Source organism: Roseateles sp. (genome assembly GCF_039929605.1).
Classification (GTDB): Bacteria; Pseudomonadota; Gammaproteobacteria; order Burkholderiales; family Burkholderiaceae_C; genus Pelomonas.
In genome coordinates this window covers 54,834-73,776 of sequence record NZ_JBDSQX010000114.1, presented here as the reverse complement: position 1 = coordinate 73,776, position 18,943 = coordinate 54,834, and the positions used below count along the sequence as shown (strand labels likewise).

Here is an 18,943-nt window from a genome sequence, read left to right as displayed (position 1 = left end):
CGGCGTTCACGCCGCACTGAGCGCAGCCAGTCGCGGCAGCGCAGCTCGGGCATTGGCCGACGTGATCGCCGTCGTCTGCTGGATCGTCCAGCCGCGCAGTTCCGCCAGACTCTCGGCGATGCGGGGCAGCTCTGCCGACTCATTGCGCGCCTGGCCCGGTTGGGCCTCGCGCTCTTCGGCCGTCTTGTAGAGCCAGTGTGGCGGGATGTCCGGTGCGTCGGTCTCCATGACCAGCGCCGTCTCGGGCACGCTCGCGGCGACGCGGCGGATCTGCAGTGAGCGCTCGAAGGTCAACGTGCCGCCGAAGCCGAGCTTGAAGCCGAGGGCTATGAAGGCCTGCGCCTGCTGCTCGCTGCCGTTGAAGGCGTGGGCGATGCCGCCGTGCGGGAAGCCAACGCGGCGCAGGCCGGCGAGCAGCTTGTCGGCGCTGCGGCGCACGTGCAGCAGCACGGGCAGACCGACGCGCTTGGCGAGCTTGAGCTGCTCGACGTAGAAGTGTTGCTGCGTGGCGGGATCAATGCCCGGCACGAAGAAGTCCAGGCCGATTTCGCCGACGGCCACCAGGCGCTTGTCGTCCGCGTGCTTCTGAAGTGCCTCGGCCACGCGGTCCAAATCGCCCGGCTTCGCACCCATCACACACAGCGGGTGGATTCCCAGCGCGTAGGTGAAGTCATGCAGGTGGGCCAGCTCCCGCACGCGCTCAAGGTTGCTCGCGTCCACTGCGGGGATGACGATCTGCGTGACGCCTGCGGCCAAAGCGCGTGCGACGACGGCATCACGGTCGGCGTCGAACTCGGCCGCGTCGAGGTGGCAGTGGGTGTCGATCCACATCAGCGTCTGCGCATGGCGTGGTGCTGGATGCGCAGCACCTGGACTTCGGTGGCCTTGATCCGGTAGACGACCCGGTAGTTGGCGTGCAGCACCAGTTCGCGCGTGCCTGGCAGCGGGCCTGGCTGCCCAAGACCCGGGAACGCATCCAAGCGCTCGATCTTGTCCTTGAGTTCCCGAGCAAAGCTGGCAGCGCGAGCCGCGTTGTCAGCGGCGATGAAGGGCCTGCTAGCACTACGGCAATGGGTCGCGAAGGCCCGCCGCCAGGGGCCAATCAAGGCGCAGCGCGACGCCCGCATTGATATGCGGGCTAGCGGTGCAACGCGGAGTGGCCCCTGGCGACGGGCCTTCCCTTCAGGTTGTGGCCAGAAAGGCCGCGCGCGGCGTTGCGAAGCCTCGCTTGGGCTTACCCAAGCTTCGTTTCGCGCCTTGCTCGCGGCCTTTCTGGCTACAACGCGACCCGTTGCCATAGTGCTAACAGGCCCTATCGAACAGGTCCTGCAAGTTGCGCAGCGCGCCGCGCGTCCACCGGATCGCCATCAGGCGCCGTGGCGGGCGAAGACTTCGGCCACTTCGGCCTCACTCGCAAACTCGCCGGCTTCCGCTTCCCGCAGGCCGGCCTTGATGTCCTCGATTTGCCAGGCTTCGAGTGCCAGCAGCCGTTCCAAGGCTTCGGACACAACCCGTGCCGGGCTGCGCGCGGTATCCCGCGCCAGTGCATCCACCTGCGCGAACACGAGCTCAGGCAGTTCGATGTTCAGGGTGCGGCCGCTCATGGGTGACTCCTTGAAAGTGGACGCCCTGAGTTTAGGCGTCAGCGAAACACCACCGTCCGGTTGCCGTTCAACAGCACTCGGTGCTCCGCATGCCACTGGATGGCCCGCGCCAGCGCCACGCATTCCATGTCGCGGCCGATGCCCACCAGCTGCTCGGGCGGCATGCTGTGGTCGATGCGCGCCACTTCCTGCTCAATGATCGGGCCCTCGTCGAGGTCGCTGGTCACGTAGTGGGCCGTCGCACCGATGAGCTTCACACCGCGCTCGTAGGCCTGGTGATAGGGCTTGGCACCCTTGAAGCTGGGCAAAAAGCTGTGGTGGATGTTGATGGCCTTGCCGCTCAAATCACGGCACAGCTCGGGCGACAGGATCTGCATGTAGCGGGCCAGCACGACGAGGTCGATCTGGTTGTCCGCCACCACTTCGCGGATCTTGTCTTCCTGGGCTGCTTTTTGCGCGTCGGTGGCGCCGAACAGCGGGAAGTGGTGGAAGGGAATGTTGTGCGAGGCCGCGAGTTGGTAGAACTCGCGGTGGTTGGAGACGATGGCCGGGATCTCGATGGGCAGGTGCCCCGTCTTCACGCGGAACAGCAGGTCGTTCAGGCAGTGGCCGAGCTTGGAGACGAGCAGCAGCACGCGGGTCTTGCGAGCGCGGGCCACCAGTTCCCAGTCCATGCCGAACTCGGCGGCCAGCGGTGTGAAGGCGGCTTGCAGCGCGGCCTCTTCGGCCTGCGCCTCGAACTCGATGCGCATGAAGAAGCGCGCATGGTCCGCGTCGCCGTGCTGATGCGACGTGATGATGTTGCCGCCCTCGCGCAGCAGCACGCCGGTGACGGCGTGAACGATGCCCGCGCGGTCGGGGCAGGAGAGCTTGAGGACGAAGCGCGGATTCATGCGGGAGTGGATTGGAATTGGCCCGCCACCAGCAGCAGTTGCCGGTCGCAGCGCGCCGCGAGTTCGCGGTCGTGGGTGACGAGGACGAAGGCGGTGCCCTGCTCGCGGGCGCGCTCCAGCATCAGCGCGAAGACGGCGTTGGCGGTGTCACGGTCGAGGTTGCCGGTGGGTTCGTCGGCCAGCACGCAGGCCGGGCGGGTGACGAGGGCGCGCGCGATGGCCACGCGCTGGCGTTCACCGCCGGAGAGTTCGGACGGGCGGTGCAGCGCGCGCTCCTTGAGGCCGACGCGGGCCAGCATTTCGGCCGCCACCTCGCGAGCCTGGGCGGGCGGCTGGCGGCGGATGCGCAGAGGCATGGCGACGTTGTCGAGCGCTGAGAACTCGGGCAGTAGATGGTGGAACTGGTAGACGAAGCCCAGGTGCTGGTTGCGCCAGCGGCCGCGCTCGGCCTCGTCCATCGCCGCGAGCGGCTTGTCCATCAGCGTGACGCTGCCGGACGTGGGCTGATCCAGCCCGCCCAGCAGATGCAGCAGCGTTGACTTGCCCGAGCCGGACGCGCCAACGATGGCCAACGTCTCGCCGCGCCTCACGTTCAGGTCCACGCCGCGAAGCACGGTCACGTCGAGGCTGCCTTCGCTGAAGCGGCGCGTCAGGCCCGTGGCCTGCAAGAGAAGTTCACTCATAGCGCAGCGCCTCCGCCGGTTGCACGCGGCTGGCGCGCCAGCTCGGGTAGAGCGTGGCCAGGAAGGCCAGGCCCAGCGAGACGAGAGCGATGGGGACGATGTCGCCCTGCTGGGGGTCGCTGGGCATCTGGCTGATGAGGTAGATGCTGCCCGGCAGGAAGCTGACGTTGAGCAGGTGCTCGATGGCCGGCACGATGATGTCGATGTTGAAGGCGATCAACAGCCCCAACACCACGCCGGCCAGCGTGCCGATGACGCCCGACACCGCGCCCTGCACGATGAAGATGCTCATGATCGAGCGCGGGCTGGCGCCGAGCGTGCGCAGGATGGCGATGTCGCTCTGCTTGTCGGTCACCGTCATCACCAGCGTGGTGACGAGGTTGAACGCGGCCACCATGACGATCAGCGTCAGCACGATGCTCATCATGCGTTTCTCGATCTGCACGGCGTCGAACCACGTCGCGTTAGATCGCGTCCAGTCGCGCACGCGGATGTCCGGCCCCATGCGGCCGGCCAGTTCGGCGGCAACGCGGCGGGCGTCGTGCACGTCGCTCAGCTTGAGCTGCACGCCGGTCGGGCCGCCCGTGCGGAAAAGCTTGGCCGCGTCTTCCACATGCACCAGCGCCAAGCCGGAGTCGTACTCGTAATGGCCGGAGTTGAAGATGCCGACCACGTTGAAGCTCTTCAGACGCGGCACGACACCGGCCGGCGTGACCTGGCCGCCGGGCGAGACGACGGTGATCTTGTCGCCCTCGCCGACGTTCAGTTGCCGGGCCAGCTCGGCCCCCAGCACGATGTTCCAGCCCCCCGGCACGAGCTTGGCGTAGGCCGTGTCCCGGAGCTGCGCGCCCAGGCCGGTGACCGTGGCTTCTTCGGCCGGCGAGATGCCGCGGATGATGGCGCCGCGCATGTCCTCGCCGCGCGCGATCAGGCTCTGGCTGGCGACGAAGGGCGCCGCGCCGATGACCTCGGGGTTCTGCCGCGCCTTGGCGGCCGTGGCCTGCCAGTCGGACAGCGCCTGGCCGGCGGCGTCCAGCAGCTCCACATGCGCGATGACGTTGAGCATGCGGTCACGCACTTCCTGCTGGAAACCGTTCATGACCGACAGCACGACGATCAGCGCCATCACGCCCAACGCGATGCCCACCATGGACGCACCGGAGATGAAGCTGATGAAGCGGTTGCGCCGCCCGCCACGACCGGCGCGGACGTAGCGCCAGCCGACCTGGAGTTCAAACGGCAAGGTCATGGGAATGGGGCGGGGAAAAGACGTGCGGCATGGGGCCGGCATGGTAACTGGCGGCCCGTGGCGAGAATGGCGTGCGCCCTTGTGTGGAGATGCGATGAAGCCCTTGTCTGTCCTTCCCGCAGCGTTGTTACTGACAACGCTTCTCGCCTCGTCCGCCAACGCCCTGCCCGATCTGGTCATCCTCGTTCGCCATGCCGAGCGCGCCACCGAACCCGCAGGCGACCCGGCCCTGACGCCCGCCGGCGAGCAGCGTGCGGCGGCGCTGGCCGAAGCGCTGGCCGGGCTACGCGTCAATGCCATTCTGACGACGCAGTACCGCCGCACGCGCGACACGGCGGCGCCGCTGGCCAAGGCGATGGGCATTAAGCCGCAGACGATCGACGCCAAGGCTGGGCATGTGCTGGCGGTGGCCGAGGCCGTGCGGGCTCAGAACGGCGTCGTGCTCCTCGTCGGCCACAGCAACACGGTGCCAGCCATCCTGGCAGCGCTGGGCGGGCCGAAGCTGCCCGACTTGTGCGAGACCAGCTTTCATCACGTATTCGTGCTGCGCCCAGGCGCCGGCTGGATGCAGCTCAGCTACGGTGCGCCCAGCGCGGCACCTGCGGCCGGCTGCCTATGAAACCCTACACAATCGCCGCGCAATTCACGTCGGAGATCCGATGACTCGTCTGCTGATCACCTGCCTGCTCCTTGTCGCCCTCGCCGGCTGCTCCGAGAAGAGCGAATACGGCATGGCCAAGAACGTGGCCCCGGCGGCAGCAACCGCAGCCGGCGCTGCGACGGACAGCGCCCGCCGCACGCTGGCCTACAAGCACTCGATCCGCATCGATGCGCAGGAGGACAAGGTCGCCGCGATCCATGAGGTGGCCCTGGCCGCTTGCCGCGCGGCCTCGGCCGAGGGCTGCACCGTGCTGGAGTCGCGTATCAGCACGGGTCGGTTCGCAACCGCATCCCTGCAGTTGCGCATGCAGCCGAGTGGCATCCCCAAGCTGATCGCGGCGTTGGGCAAGCAGGCCGACATCACAGACCAGTCCACGCAAGCCGAGGATCTCGCCCGTCCCATCAGCGATGGCGAGAAGAAGCTCGCGATGTTGACGACCTATCGCACCGAACTCGAGGCCTTGCGCAAGCGCTCCGGCAATGACGTCGATGCGTTGATCAAGGTCACACACGAGTTGGCGGAGGTCCAGGGCGAGCTGGAGGCAGCAAGTGGCTCGCAAGCCCACCTGCTGCAACGGGTGGAGACGGAGATCCTCGAAGTCGCCATTCGCTCAGAGCAGAACCGCTCGTTCTGGCGACCGATCTCGCTCGCCGCGTCGGACTTCGGCGGCAGCCTTTCCCAGGGCGTCGCCACCGCCATCACGGGCGTGGCCTACCTGCTGCCCTGGACCTTCGTCATCGGTCTGGCTGTGTGGATCACCCGCAAGCTCTGGCGTCGACGCAAGCCGCATTGATGGATACCGGCGGCACCGTGCCGGATCAGGGCGACACGCCGCGCTTCAACTCCCACTGCGCCAACGTGAACTCCCGGTACGGCACCGCCTGCGTCGTCAGCGTGCGCTCGAACCACGGCAGCGCCTCGCCGCGCCGGCCCTGGGCGGCCAGTTGCTGGCCGATGAAGAAATAGGCCTCGGCCAGGCGCAGGCGTTCCTGGTCGGGCTTGGCCTTGGCGGCCTTCAGCAACGCATCGCGGTCCAGCGCGCCGCCGAGGTAGCGCAGCAGCAGGCCGCCCCACTCGTCGCCACCGCTGGCGACATTGGCCACCTCGCCGGCAATCGCCGCCTTGCCGCGGCCGCCCTGGCGCTCGGTCGCCAAGTAGAGCCACAGCAGCGTGAAGTGGCGGGCCTCGCCGCTGACGTTGGCAGCGTTGTCGCGCAGCACGGCTTCGGCGCGGGCGTAGTCGCCCAGCATGAAATGGGCCGTGCCCAGCCAGGCGCCGGGCGGGTTGCTGCTGCCGAGTTGGGCCTGGCTGTTGAAGGCCGCCAGCGCTTCGGCGGGGCGGGCCAGGCCGATCAGGGCGACGCCCTTGGCCTCCAGCGCGGCGGCGGCGTCCTCGGTGGGCGGGTCGGCCTTCAACGCCAGTTCGGCGTCGCTCAGGCCGGCGGCAAAGTCGCCCAGCGTGTTGCTGGCCTGGGCGCGCTCGGCCAGCACGCGCGCGGCCAGGCGGCTGCCCGGCTCCAGCCTGGGAACGAGGGTGAGGCCGACGAGGCGGGTGACCTCGCTGGTCTGCAGGATCTGCAGCAGCGCGTCGGGCCGGGCGGCCTGGAACTTGACCAGGCGGCGGTCGATGGCGCCGAACTCGGCCACCAGCGCCTTGTCGTGGAAGTCGATCAACGACAGGCGCACGCGGCTGCCCGACAGCAGGCGGGCGCGGCCGATGCGCTCGCGGTAGGTGTCGAGATCCGCCGGCAGCACCTCGTCGCCACGGCGCTCGTAGCGGCTGAGGGACACCAGCTTGCCGCCCTGGTTTTCCACCCGTGCGTGGAAGCTGAAATGCTTGTCGCTGACCTGCTGCGGCGCCGGGCCCTGCGTGGTGATGGGGTGGGGGCCGGCGAGCGTGATGCGCAGCTCCATGTGGCGGGCGCCATCCAGCATGAAGGGTTGGCGACGGCGCGCCTCGGGCGGCAAGGCCAGCGCGTCGCCCAGCTCGATGGCGGGCAGCTCGATCTCCAGCATGCCGCGTTGGTACTGGCCGGGCGCGGGGTGCTCGAAACTGAGCTTGAGCTCGATCTCGTTGGCCGCTCGGTCGTCCACGAGCTGCGGCGTGCCGACGCTGACGAGGCCGGGCAAGGCCTTCACGTAGTGCCCGCCGATGCCTTCGGCGATGCGGTCCGTGCCTGCCTGGGCCGCAGCGGCGCGCCAGCGCTCGGCGGCCAGGCCCGAGGCCTTGAATGAGGTGGTCAGCCGCGCCGGGCGCTTGAGGTCAGCCAGGTCCCAGTCCTGCCGATAGCTCAGTGAATCCACCGCGAAGGCAGGTGGCTGGATGGCCACCGGCGCCTCGGTGCCGGCGGCAACGACGAGGCCGGCGCCGTAGGGCAGGTAGCCGCGCTTCTCCAGCGACAGGCCCTGGCCGTTCAGCGTGGAGTCAAGAAAGTAGATCTGCTCGCCGATCTGCACGCGGCTGATGACGTGGTCGAACACGTCATGCGAGGGCAGGAAGTTGTTGATGCCGCGGTTGCGCTGCACCGAGACCAGCGTGGGCCGCGCATCCAGCCCCAGGCCGGTCAGCAGCGCGTTCAGCAGCATGGTCTTGTCCTTGCAATCGCCCAGGCGCTCGGCCAGCGTGCGCGAGGCCGGCTTGGGGCGGTGCGAGCTTTCACCAAGGCTGGCGGAGAAGTAGCGCACCTCGTCCTGCACAAAGCGCAGCGCGGCGGCCACCTGCTGCTCGGGCGTGCCACCCTCGGCCTTGATGGCAGCGACGCGCTCGGCCACCGCCGCGTTGGCCGGCTCGGCCGCAAAGAGCGTCATCGCCCACTGGTTGACGTCGGCCCAGTTGCCGTACTCGCTGATGTGGATGGCCGGGTAGACCTTGAACCACGGCGGCGTGGCGGCCTCCTCCGCGACGGGCGCCACATGCTCACGCAGCACGCGCAAGACCTGGCGGCCGTTCTCCTCGAAGCGCTCCGGTTGCAGGTCGATGGCCAGGCTCTTCACCTGCAGCCGCCGCTCGGCCGGGCCCTCCACGCGCAGGTGCAGGCGGTCGATGGGCACGTCGCCCGCCACCGGCAGCAGCGCGGCAAAGCGGCCATCGAAGATCGGGTTCTCGCCGACCAGCGTGTAGGCCACGTCGACGATGTCGTTCACGCGCACGTCGCTGATGACGACCAGCGCGGTGCGCACGCCGTCGATCATCTGGCGCTCCAGCAACTGCTCGCGGCGCATCAGCTCGATGCGGGCGTCCTTCAGCCGCTCAAGCCGCTGACCGTCGCGGATGACGCCGACCTGGTGGATGACGAGCTGCTGGTAGGCCGGGTTGAAGTTGATCTGCGGCTCGGACACCTCGCGCAGCGTGGACGTGTCCAGCGCGACGTGCTGCAGATGCAGCCAGGTGGCCGACTTGGGCGCGAGCTGCACCTGGATGTCGACCAGCGCCTCGCGCCTGGCCTTGGCGCCCGGTGCGGGCGGCTTGGCGGTGGCGGCACTCGCCTCGGGCAGGGGTTTGACCCAGGCCGGCACCGGGCCGAAGCGGTAGCCGGCGCCGGCGGGCACGGCGGGGTAAAGCGAGGCGGGCTTGGTGGCTGCCTTGGCGGCGGTCGGTTTGGGCGGGGTCTGCGCCTGGGCGATGCCTAACGACAAGACCAGCGCAAAGGCTGGCCAGAATTTCGAACTCATCCCATTCCTCCCGGCATCTCCGCCCAATTGTGCGGGTGCCGGGCGCGCGCCGCCGTCAGTGCAGCAGTTGCTCGACTTCAGCCGCCGGGTCGCCCGCCGCAGCCACCTTGGCGGCCAGCAGTTCGAGGTCCAAATGCAGATGCTCGATCAGTTCGGGCACCGCCACCTTCAGCGCATGCACCGGCTCGTCGTGATGCTCGGCGGCGTCGGCCAGCACTTCGGCCACCTGCAGCACAGCGGCGATCAGCGAGAAGGGGCGGATCTCCAGCGGCGCGTTGGCGTCCTTGAAGGCCTCGACCATGCGGTCCGGGAAGTGCCAGTGCTCGGCCAGAGACGCCGTCACGTCGGCATGCGTGCAGCCAAAGCGGTGCTCCTCCAGCGAGAAGCGGCTGCCGGGCTCGGCGGCGTGAGCCTCCACGTCGGCCACCAGCTGCGGCGCGTCGATGGCCATCAGCAGTTGGCCGGTGCGCAGCATCAGGCCGGCGAGGTAGGCGGTGTCAGCGGTGGCGGCGTCAGCCCCGAGCATGCGGGCCAAGATGCGCGCGTAGCTGGCCGTGGCGACGCTGTGGCGCCAGAACACGGTGCGGTCCAGGCCCTGCACCTTGGGGAAGGCGCCGCTCACGCAGGCGGCCATGGCGAGGTTGCGCAGCGTCTCCAGGCCCAGCGCGTGGGCGGCGTCGATGACGGTGGAAATCTGGTGCGAGGGGCTGTAGTGGGCCGAGTTGGCCAGGCGCAGCACCTTGGCGGTCAGCGCGCCGTCCTTCTCGATCAGCGCCGCGAGCTGGGCCAGGCCGACGTTGTCGTCGTCAAAGCTCTTCAGCAGCCGCGCGGCCACCTCGGGCATGGTGGGCAGGGCGTTGTGCTTGACGAAGTCCCGACACTGGGTGCAAACCAGTCTAGGACGAGGGTCCGCGTCGCGCCACGGCTTTGCCGGCCCTAAACAATCAGCAACGCGCGGAAGTCATTCACGTTGGTGAAACTGGGCCCGGGGTTCAGCAGATCACCCAGTGGCGCGAAGAAGTTGGCGCTGTCATGGCCGTCCAGCAGCGCTTGCGGATTCAAGCCCAAAGCCCGGGCGCGGGCCAGGCTGGTGGGCGTCAACAGCGCACCGGCGTGCGGGCCGACGCCGTCGATGCCGTCGGTGTCGGCGGCCAGCGCGTAGACGCCGGGCTCGCCCTGCAGGGCCAGCGCGCAGCCGAGCAGGAACTCGGTGGCGCGGCCTCCCTGCCCTGTGGGTTTGGCGGCGTCGACGGTGACCGTCGTCTCGCCGCCGGACAGGATGACGCAAGGCCTGGCGAAGGGCTCACCCCGGCGCGCGACGGCGCGGGCGAGCGCCGCGTGCATGCCGCCGATGACGCGGGACTCGCCCTCAATCTCGTCGCTCAGGATGTAGGCCGCCATGCCTTGCGTGCGGGCTGCGTCGGCGGCGGCTTCGAGGCTCATCTGCGGCGTGGCGAGCATGACCAGCTCGTGGCCGGCCAAGCGCTCGTCGCCGGGCTTGGGCGTCTCGAACTCGCCCGACGTGAGGCCCGCACGGGCGGCAGCGGGCAGGTCGATGCGGTAGCGGCGGCAGATGGCCAGCGCGTCGGCGCAGGTGGACGCATCGGCCACCGTGGGGCCGGAAGCGATGACGGCTGGGTCGTCGCCGGGCACGTCGCTGATCGCCAACGTCAGCACGCGCGCCGGCGCGCAGGCCGCAGCCAGGCGCCCGCCCTTGACGGCCGACAGGTGCTTGCGCACGCAGTTCATCTCGGCAATGCCCGCGCCGCTGTTGAGCAGCGCGCGGTTGACGGCCTGCTTGTCGGAAAGCAGAAGGCCGGGCGCCGGCAGGCTCAGCAGCGCCGAGCCGCCACCGGAGATGAGGCAGATGACGAGGTCGTCGGCGGTGAGGCCTTGCGTCAGCGCGAGCAGCTTTTGCGTGGCGGCCAGGCCAGCGGCATCGGGCACGGGGTGGGCGGCTTCGACAACTTCCAGCCGACGCGGCCGCCAGCCTTTGGGCATATGGCCGTAGCGCGTGATGACGAGGCCCGACAACCGCGCGTCAGCCGGCCACGCAGCCTCCAGCGCCTGCGCCATGGCCCCGCCCGCCTTGCCGGCGCCAAGCACCAATGTCTTTCCCTTGGGCGGCGGCGGCAGATGCGCCGCCAGCACGCGGCCCGGCAGCGCCCGCGCGACGGCCACGTCGTAGAGCTGGCGCAGCAGCGCGCGCGGGTCCGGCGTCATTTCTGCAGCGCCCAGCGGCCGATCAACGCTCGCTCATCGTCGGTCAAGCCGGTCGCGTTGTTCAACGGCATGGCGCGCTGCACGATGACCTGCTGGTAGATCTGGGCCTTGCGCGCGGTCAGCGCCTCGGCCGAGTCCAGCCGCACGCCCTTTTGCGCGACTTCGCCGGTGTGGCACATCACGCAACGCTGCTGGATGACCGCTCGCGCCGCCAGGTCCATCGCCGCAGAACGGATGGCTGCCGGATCAGGCATCGAAGCACCGTCCGATGGCCGATGCATCTGCACCCGGGACAGCATCGTCACCTCGTTCGCCCGCGGGTCCGCCCCGTCCGCGCGCGACTCAGGCGCCATCCACGCGATGAGGCCGGCCAGCAGCGCCAACGCGAGCGCCACAGAACCCCAGCTGTTGACGCCCTTGTGCCGCTTCACGAAGAAGATGCGAATGGCGATGCCCGCCGCCATCAGCACGCACAGCACGACCCAGTTTTGCGGGTGCTGGTGCAGCATGCCGTAATGGTTGCTCAGCATCGCAATGAGCACCGGCAGGCCGAAGTAGGTGTTGTGCACGCTGCGCTGCTTGCCGCGCTGGCCGTAGATCGGGTCGGGCTTCTGCCCCGCGCGCATCTGCGCGATGACCTTCTTCTGGCCCGGGATGATCCAGTGCGCGACGTTGGCCGTCATCATGGTCGCGAGCGTGGCACCGACGATGAGGAAGGCGGCGCGGCCGGCGAACAGCTGGCAGGCCAGCCAGCTCTCGAAGATGACGAAGGCCACCACGACGGCCATCACGCGGCCATCGTTGCCGATGTTGCCGTCGCGCGTGCGGCCCAGCGCCTGGCAGGCGATGTCGTAGACCGCCGAGCCGACGACGAGGAAGCCGAGCGCCGCGCACACGGCCTGCCACGGGGCGGCCCACACGTACACACGCGGGTCGATCAGCATCTGGCTGGCGTTGAAGAGATACAGAACGAGGAAGAGCGCGAAGCCGCTCATCCACGTCCAGTAGCTCTCCCAATAAAACCAATGGAGGTCGTGCGGCAGATTGCTCGGCGCCACCATGTACTTCTGCGGGTTGTAGAAGCCGCCGCCGTGCACGGCCCAGAGTTCGCCGTCAACGCCCTTGGCCTTGACGTCGTCGGCGGTCGGCTTGACGAGGTGGTTGTCCAGCCAGACGAAGTAGAACGACGCGCCTATCCAGGCGACGACGGTGATGACGTGCAGCCAGCGCAGCAGCAGGCTGGCCCAGTCGAGCAGGTAGACGTCCATGCGCGGTGATTCCTTGTCCGGCCCCACCACGGCGGGTGCTGTGGGGCATCAAGCGTCGCGTCCGCAGGGGCTGCGCCCCCGACACCGCTGCGACGGCCCGGAGTGTATGCAGCCGCCGTGCCAGGCTTCACGTCGGCGCGGCCATGCACCGGCCCGCGCCCGTCTCCTGGCCGCATCGCGCGCCGCAGATCGCGCCCGATACGGGTTCGCAATCAGAGCGAGAACAAGGCGCAAAGCCGCTGACAGTGCTTCAGCACGGCAAGGCGAAGCAACGCAGTTATCGCTCTGATTGCGAGCCCGTATCAGCGGTCGAGGCGGAAGAAGGCGACCGCCTCCACCAACTGCTGCGCCTGCTCCCGCAGGCTCTCGGCGGCCGCAGCGCTCTGCTCGACAAGTGCCGCGTTCTGCTGCGTGCTCTGGTCCATCTCGCCGATGGCCTCGCCGACCTCGTTGACACCCGCCGCCTGCTGGGCGCCTGCGGCACTGATGTCGTTGACGATGCGATCCACCTTCTGGATGGCCTGCACCACTTGCTTCATCGTGGTGCCGGCATGGTCCACCTGCGACGAGCCCTTCTGGATCTGGTCGACGCTGGCGGTGATCAATTGCTTGATCTCCTTGGCCGCCGTCGCACTGCGCTGCGCGAGGTTGCGTACCTCACCGGCGACGACGGCAAAGCCGCGGCCCTGTTCGCCGGCCCGCGCCGCCTCCACCGCCGCATTCAACGCGAGGATGTTGGTCTGGAAGGCAATGCTGTCGATGACGCCGATGATCTCGGCAATGCGGCTGGAGCTGGTCGAAATGCCGCGCATGGTTTCCACCACGCCGCCCACCACCTCGCCGCCCTTGGCCGCGACGCCCGAGGCCTGCGCGGCCACGCCGCTGGCTTCCTGGGCATTGCTGGCGCTCAGCAGCGCCTGCTGGCGCAGCGCCTCCATCGACCCCGCCGTGCGCTGCAGCGCCGCCGCCTGCTGCTCGGTGCGCTCTGACAGGTCGTTGTTGCCCATCGCAATCTGCACGCTGGCCGTGGCCACGCTCTCGGCCCCCTGGCGCACCTGCGCCACGACGCTGGACAGGCGCTGCTGCATCTGCGCGAGGCTGGCCATCAGGCTCACGTCGTCGGTCGCCTTGACGGCCACGTGCTGCGTCAGGTCACCCTCGGCAATCGCACGCAGCTGGCGAGCCGCCTCACGGGGTTCACCGCCCAGCTCGCTGACGAGGCTGCGCGACAGCAGCACTGCCAGCGCCAGGCCCGACAGCACGCTGACGAGCACCAGCCCCCAGGTCAGGCGGCGGGCATCGATGAAGACCGCCTCCGCCTTCAGGCCGGCTGCCTCGCCAGCCTTGAAGCCGGCCGCCGAAAGGCGATCGAGCGCCATCACCATGTCGTCGAAGTTGGACTTGCCCGCCCCCTCGCTGATCTCCTTGGCGTCCTCCTGCTTGCCGCCCTTGCCAAGCGACACGACCTTGGATGCGACGTCCAGATAGGCCTTGAGGTTCTTGTCCAGCGCCTTGCGCAGCGCCAGTTGTTCGCCATCGACGACAAGCGGCGCGTGCGCCGCGAGCGCCTCCTGGGCGGCCTTGAGGGCCGCGCCCACCTTCTCGGCGTATTCGTCCATGTAGCCGGCATCGGCTGCGGTGGCGTGTTTGAACTCGAACTCGCGGTACTCCAGCAGCGCCGCACGCGCCCCGGCAAGGTGGCCCGCGCCCGGCAGCGAGCGCAGCGCCAGTTCGCCCGAAGCCTCATGAACGCGGCTCAAGGAGGTCAGTGAGGCGAGCCCCAAGCCAGCACTGAGCAGCAGCAGCCAGCCAAAGGCAAGTGCGAGCTTGTGCGCGGTGGCAAGACCCCCGAACCGGCGGCGGATGGCCGCCAGCGCGCCTTTGGCGGGCCCCAGCACTTCAGCTCTTCTTGAAGCCGACGTAGGTCACGCCGATGACCGCGCCTTTGTCATCCTTTACCGGGTTGTAGCAAGCAGAGAACGGCGTGCCGAGCACGTCGACATCGCCACAGAAGCCCTGCCCCTTGCTGACGGCCTCGTAGGCCTTGGCGCGTGCCAGCGTCGTGCCGACACCGCGCTTGCCCTCCGGCGTGAGCACATTGGTGCTGACGCGGACGAAATCGTCGCCTTCCTTGACGAAGATCGTCGCCGTCGCGCCGCTCTTCTTCTTGATGTCATCCACCATGTCGTAGTTGTTGTTCACCTTGCGGGGGCCGAAGAAGAGGCCCGGCACCTCCTTGTCACCCGCCTTCTCCTTGCCTTCCAGCTTGGCAACACCCAGTTTGGCCAGACGTGCGTCGAGTTCGGCGATGGTGGCCTTGGGATCGTTGGCCTGGGCCCAGCTGGCACAGGGCAGCGCCATCACGGCCAAGGACAAGAACGACTTGACGAAGAGGGTCTTCATTGCGATGTCTCCACAGTTGACGAACACCACTCAGAAATGCCCAAGGGGTGGCTCATCTTCGGCAACATGCTCAGCAGCCGCAAGGCCTCCGTCACGGATCACGCCGGCCCGTGCAATGTGTCACGGCAAAGTGAGCACTTGTGCCAATACCGCCACAGCAATGACGGCCGGCTGCTTGCCAGCAAGACCTGGCACCCCGATGGGGCAGTCGACTTGATCCCGTTCGGCCTCAGTGAAGCCGAGCGCCTCCAGTCGCTGGCGGAAGCTCGCCCACTTGGTGCGGCTGCCGATGAGGCCGATGAAGGCCAGGTCGCCTTGTTCGCGCTGGCGCTTCAGGCAGGCGGCCACGATGTCGAAATCCTCGGCGTGGCTGTGGCTCATGATGAGCACGGCCGAGCCGGGCGCGAGGTCGCTCACTGCATCGGCGGGTGGGTCCAGCGCCTCCTGGCGCCAGCCGCGCGCGGGCGGCTCGGCGGGGAATTGATCGGCGCGGCTGTCGATCCAGTGCAGGGCCAGCGGCAGGTCGCGCGCGATGCGGGCGATGGCCTGGCCGACGTGGCCGGCGCCGAACAAGGCCACGGGTTTCAAAGGCTCGATGGGCAGGCGGGCGGCGAGTTCTTCACCCGCCTCGACACGCTCAAAGCGCAGCCAGACGACGCCGCCGCAGCACTGCCCCAGCGTGGGGCCTAGCGGGTAGCGCACTTCGTCGTCCAGTTCGCCGCCAGCCAGCGCCGTGCGGGCGCGGGCGATGGCGTCGAACTCGAGGTGGCCGCCGCCGACAGTGCCGGCGATGCCGTCGGGCAGCACCGTCATCCACGCCCCGACCTCGCGCGGCACGCTGCCCGACGTGCGGGACACCGTCACGAGGATGAGCGCTTCAACTTCCACGGTAGGTCGAGTAGGCCCAGGGTGAGGCCAGCAGGGGTACGTGATAGTGGCCGGCCTCGTCGGCGATGCCGAAGTCCAGCGGCACTTCATCGAGGAAAGCAGGCTCGGGTAGCGCGTCGCCACGACCACGGAAATACGCGGCCACTTCAAAGACGAGGCGATAGCGGCCGACGGTGAACGTGAGGCCGTCGAGCAGCGGACCATCGGCGCGACCATCCCCATTCAGGTGCAGGCTGCGCATCCATTTGAGGCCTTCTGCATCAAAGCGGTAAAGGCGCACGGCCATGCCGGCGGCAGGGCAGCCGTTGGCGGTGTCGAGCACATGTGTTGTGAGCTTGCCCATCGGCACTCCGTTGTTGATGCAGCTTGATGCAAAGTGTAGGGATGAGCACAGCACGCTATCCCCGCGACCTCATCGGCTACGGCGAGAACCCGCCTCACGCGCAATGGCCGGGCCAGGCCCGCGTCGCCGTGCAGTTCGTCCTGAACTACGAGGAAGGCGGCGAGAACTCGGTGCTGCATGGCGACGCCGGCAGCGAGCAGTTCCTGTCGGAGATGTTCAACCCGCCCAGCTTCCCGGCGCGCCACCTGAGCATGGAAGGCATCTACGAATACGGCTCACGCGCTGGCGTGTGGCGGCTGCTGAAGGAGTTCGAGCAGCGCGCGCTGCCGCTGACCGTCTTCGGCGTCGGCATGGCACTGGAGCGCCATCCGGACGTGACACAGGCCTTCGTCGAGCTGAACCACGAGATCGCCTCACACGGCTGGCGCTGGGTGAACTACCAGGCCGTCGACGAAGACACCGAGCGCGCTCACATGGCCCAGGCGATGGCCTCGCTGCAACGCCTGACGGTCGGCCGCGACCCCCACGGCCTGGGCTGGTACACCGGCCGCGACAGCCACGCCACGCGCCGCCTGGTGGCGGACTTCGGCGGCTTCGAGTACGACAGCGACTACTACGGCGACGACCTGCCCTTCTGGCTGCAAGTGAAGAAGACCAACGGCGAGCTGGCGCCTCATCTCGTCGTGCCCTACACGCTGGACTGCAACGACATGCGCTTCGCGCTGCCGCAGGGCTTCAGCCACAGCCAGCCCTTCTTCGAATACCTGCGCGACAGCTTCGACGTGCTCTACGCCGAGGGTGCCGAGCGCCCGAAGATGATGAGCATCGGCATGCACTGCCGCCTGCTTGGCCGACCGGGCCGCCTGCGCGCGCTGCAGAAGTTTCTCGACCACATCGAGGCGCATGACCGCGTCTGGGTTTGCCGGCGGCTGGACGTGGCGCGGCACTGGAAGACGGTCCACCCCTTTGACGCCAGGACAGCCTTCACATGGGAATGAACACGAATATGGGGTCAGAGTCGATTTTTCTGACGCGGTTGAACGCGGCTGCGCCGGCGCAATTTGTTGCGCTGCTCGATGGCGTCTACGAACACTCGCCGTGGATCGCCGAGCGCGCTGCGGCGGCTCGCCCTTATCGGACGCTGGCCGCGTTGAAGGTGGCGCTGGCCCGCGTCGTGCGCGAGGCTAGCGTCGATGAGCAACTGGGCCTGATCCGCGCTCACCCCGAGCTGGCCGGCAAGGCCGCAGTGGCGGGCGAGCTGACGGCAGAGTCGACGAACGAGCAGCAGAAGGCGGGGCTGACCGCCTGCACGCCGGAGGAGTTCGCCAAGCTGCAGAAGCTCAATGCCGACTACAACGCCCGCTTCGGCTTTCCGTTCATCCTGGCGGTGCGCGGCCCGCGTGGGACCGGCTTCACGCGGCAGGAAATCATCGCCACCTTCGAGCGCCGGCTGCGCGCCCATCCGGACGTCGAGCGGGCCGAATGCCTGCGCCAGATCCACCGCATCGCCGAGATCCGGCTGAACGACAAGTTCGGCGTCACGCCGGTGCTAGGCCAGCAGCTCTGGGACTGGGCCGCCGAGCTGGCCGTGCACAGCGAGGACGAGGCCTTCCTGACCTGCACCTACGCCACAGCTGCCCACACTGCGGTGGCCGAGCAGTTGATGACGTGGATGCGGGACTGCGGCTTCGACGACGTGAGCCGCGACGCGGTCGGCAATGTCGTCGGCGTCTACAACGGCACCGGAGACCAGCGGTTGCTCACGGGCAGCCACTACGACACCGTGCGCCGCGCCGGTCGCTTCGACGGGCGGCTGGGCATCTTCGTGCCCATGCTGGTCGTGCGCGAACTGCACCGCCAAGGCAAGCGCCTGCCGTTCGGCATCGAGGTCATCGGCTTCGCGGAGGAAGAGGGCCAGCGCTACGCCGCCACCTTCCTCGCCTCCAGCGCGCTCACCGGCGCCTTCGACCCCGCCTGGCTGGAGCAGACCGATGCCCACGGCGTGACGCTGCGCGACGCGATGCGCGCGGCCGGCCTGCCCGCCCGCCCTGCCGCGATCTATGCCTTGGTGCGCGACCGCAGCCGCTACCTCGGCTTTGTCGAAGTCCACATCGAACAAGGCCCCGTGCTCGACAGCCTCGATTTGCCGCTGGGCATCGTCACCAGCATCAACGGCAGCCGCCGCTACACCGGCGAAATCGTCGGCCTGGCCAGCCACGCCGGCACCACGCCGATGGGCCAGCGCCGCGACGCGGCGGCGGGCGTGGCGGAGCTGATCCTGTTCGCCGAGAAGCGCGCGGCATCCACGCCCGACGTGGTCGCCACGGTCGGCATGCTGGAGGTGCCCTCCGGCTCCATCAACGTCATCCCCGGCCGCTGCCGCTTCAGCCTGGACCTGCGCGCGACGACGGACGAGGCGCGCGACGCGCTGGACGCCGATGTGCGCGGCGAGCTGGACGCCATCTGCCAGCGGCGCGGCCTGAGCTATTCGCTGCAGCCCACGATGGCCGCCAACGCGGCGCCGAGCGATGCCGACTGGCAGGCACGCTGGGAAGCCGCCGTCGCCGAGCTGGGCCTGCCGCTGCACCGCCTGCCCTCGGGCGCCGGCCACGACGCGATGAAGATGCACGAGCTGCTTCCGCAAGCCATGCTGTTCGTACGCGGCGGCAATGGCGGCATCAGCCACAACCCGCTGGAGTCGGTGACGGTGGATGACGCGGAGCTGGCGGTGCAGGCGTTTCAGGCCCTCGTCAAGGCCATCTGAGGATTGCTCGTGTCGAACACCTCGGACCGCTTCAGACATCGGTACTCCGTTTCTGCAATCGTCGCGATTGCGATGCTTGCGTCCTGCACGACTCCGCAGCGAAAGCAGGACATCGAGTTCTTCGGGACGGCCATGCTTGAAGCCTCAGGGCGAATCTGCCTTCGGCTGCGATCGCAGGAGCCCGGTCGCCCAGTCGCTGAAGGCTATTTCTGCTATGAACCGGACGACCCCCAGTACGCTTCGATTCGCGCGCATGTCGGCGATTTGAAAGTTGGACCGGAGAAGGTGATCCG

18 protein-coding genes are annotated in these 18,943 nt (G+C 68.6%); 4 read left to right on the top strand and 14 right to left on the bottom strand.

Features of this window, described 5'->3' with window-relative positions; translation table 11 throughout:
- Nucleotides 1-6: 6 nt before the first annotated feature.
- The 6 genes from ABIS05_RS16055 to ABIS05_RS16030 form a co-directional block, all read right to left on the bottom strand.
- The gene (locus ABIS05_RS16055) at nt 7-831 is read right to left on the bottom strand and encodes a TatD family hydrolase (protein WP_348013811.1); all 825 of its coding nucleotides are present in this window, start codon (nt 829-831) and stop codon (nt 7-9) included.
- Nucleotides 831-1,127: a type II toxin-antitoxin system RelE/ParE family toxin gene (locus tag ABIS05_RS16050; protein ID WP_348013810.1), complete on the bottom strand. Its 297-nt coding sequence runs from the start codon at nt 1,125-1,127 to the stop codon at nt 831-833. Before ABIS05_RS16050 ends, ABIS05_RS16055 begins: the two co-directional genes overlap by 1 nt.
- 240 nt (nt 1,128-1,367) lie before the next feature.
- A complete protein-coding gene (locus tag ABIS05_RS16045; protein ID WP_348013809.1) occupies nt 1,368-1,604 on the bottom strand; it encodes a hypothetical protein in 237 nt (78 codons plus the stop codon).
- 38 nt (nt 1,605-1,642) lie between these two features.
- Nucleotides 1,643-2,497, bottom strand: coding sequence for a formyltetrahydrofolate deformylase (purU, locus tag ABIS05_RS16040; RefSeq protein ID WP_348013808.1), 855 nt, complete (start codon nt 2,495-2,497; stop codon nt 1,643-1,645).
- On the bottom strand, nt 2,494-3,180 hold the full coding sequence (lolD, locus tag ABIS05_RS16035) for a lipoprotein-releasing ABC transporter ATP-binding protein LolD (RefSeq protein ID WP_348013807.1): 687 nt from the start codon (nt 3,178-3,180) through the stop codon (nt 2,494-2,496). Before lolD ends, purU begins: the two co-directional genes overlap by 4 nt.
- Complete coding sequence (locus tag ABIS05_RS16030; protein ID WP_348013806.1) at nt 3,173-4,429, bottom strand: lipoprotein-releasing ABC transporter permease subunit; 1,257 nt, start codon at nt 4,427-4,429, stop codon at nt 3,173-3,175. Before ABIS05_RS16030 ends, lolD begins: the two co-directional genes overlap by 8 nt.
- Before the next feature lie 94 nt (nt 4,430-4,523).
- On the opposite strand from ABIS05_RS16030, the gene ABIS05_RS16025 reads away from it, so the two are divergent.
- Together ABIS05_RS16025 and ABIS05_RS16020 are read left to right on the top strand one after the other, a co-directional pair.
- Nucleotides 4,524-5,048, top strand: a complete 525-nt coding sequence (locus ABIS05_RS16025; protein WP_348013805.1) for a histidine phosphatase family protein — start codon at nt 4,524-4,526, stop codon at nt 5,046-5,048.
- A 40-nt stretch (nt 5,049-5,088) separates the two neighbouring features.
- The gene (locus ABIS05_RS16020) at nt 5,089-5,883 is read left to right on the top strand and encodes a DUF4349 domain-containing protein (RefSeq protein WP_348013804.1); all 795 of its coding nucleotides are present in this window, start codon (nt 5,089-5,091) and stop codon (nt 5,881-5,883) included.
- Nucleotides 5,884-5,908: 25 nt separating this feature from the next.
- Here the strand turns inward: ABIS05_RS16020 and ABIS05_RS16015 are convergent, their stop codons facing one another.
- The 8 genes from ABIS05_RS16015 to uraH form a co-directional block, all read right to left on the bottom strand.
- A complete protein-coding gene (locus ABIS05_RS16015) occupies nt 5,909-8,761 on the bottom strand; it encodes a DUF3857 domain-containing protein (RefSeq protein ID WP_348013803.1) in 2,853 nt (950 codons plus the stop codon).
- 55 nt (nt 8,762-8,816) lie between these two features.
- The gene (locus ABIS05_RS16010) at nt 8,817-9,605 is read right to left on the bottom strand and encodes an HDOD domain-containing protein (RefSeq protein ID WP_348013802.1); all 789 of its coding nucleotides are present in this window, start codon (nt 9,603-9,605) and stop codon (nt 8,817-8,819) included.
- A 92-nt stretch (nt 9,606-9,697) separates the two neighbouring features.
- Entirely contained in the window at nt 9,698-10,984 is a 1,287-nt protein-coding gene (locus ABIS05_RS16005) for a glycerate kinase (RefSeq protein ID WP_348013801.1), read from the bottom strand.
- Nucleotides 10,981-12,252 (bottom strand): urate hydroxylase PuuD, encoded by a 1,272-nt coding sequence (locus ABIS05_RS16000; RefSeq protein ID WP_348013800.1) that lies wholly within the window; start codon nt 12,250-12,252, stop codon nt 10,981-10,983. Before ABIS05_RS16000 ends, ABIS05_RS16005 begins: the two co-directional genes overlap by 4 nt.
- 302 nt (nt 12,253-12,554) lie before the next feature.
- Nucleotides 12,555-14,150 (bottom strand): methyl-accepting chemotaxis protein, encoded by a 1,596-nt coding sequence (locus ABIS05_RS15995; protein ID WP_348013799.1) that lies wholly within the window; start codon nt 14,148-14,150, stop codon nt 12,555-12,557.
- Between the two features lies 1 nt (nt 14,151).
- Nucleotides 14,152-14,655 carry a Cache 3/Cache 2 fusion domain-containing protein gene (locus ABIS05_RS15990; RefSeq protein WP_348013798.1) on the bottom strand — a complete coding sequence of 168 codons (504 nt, stop codon included), beginning with the start codon at nt 14,653-14,655 and terminating at the stop codon, nt 14,152-14,154.
- 120 nt (nt 14,656-14,775) lie between these two features.
- Nucleotides 14,776-15,543, bottom strand: coding sequence for a xanthine dehydrogenase accessory protein XdhC (gene xdhC / locus ABIS05_RS15985; RefSeq protein ID WP_348013797.1), 768 nt, complete (start codon nt 15,541-15,543; stop codon nt 14,776-14,778).
- A complete protein-coding gene (gene uraH / locus ABIS05_RS15980; RefSeq protein ID WP_348013796.1) occupies nt 15,533-15,886 on the bottom strand; it encodes a hydroxyisourate hydrolase in 354 nt (117 codons plus the stop codon). Before uraH ends, xdhC begins: the two co-directional genes overlap by 11 nt.
- Before the next feature lie 41 nt (nt 15,887-15,927).
- Here uraH and puuE point away from each other — a divergent pair, with 41 nt between their 5' ends.
- A complete protein-coding gene (gene puuE / locus ABIS05_RS15975) occupies nt 15,928-16,884 on the top strand; it encodes an allantoinase PuuE (protein WP_348013795.1) in 957 nt (318 codons plus the stop codon).
- Complete coding sequence (gene uraD, locus ABIS05_RS15970) at nt 16,875-18,650, top strand: 2-oxo-4-hydroxy-4-carboxy-5-ureidoimidazoline decarboxylase (RefSeq protein ID WP_348013794.1); 1,776 nt, start codon at nt 16,875-16,877, stop codon at nt 18,648-18,650. The genes puuE and uraD overlap by 10 nt, the downstream gene beginning before the upstream one ends.
- The last annotated feature ends 293 nt before the right edge of the window (nt 18,651-18,943 follow it).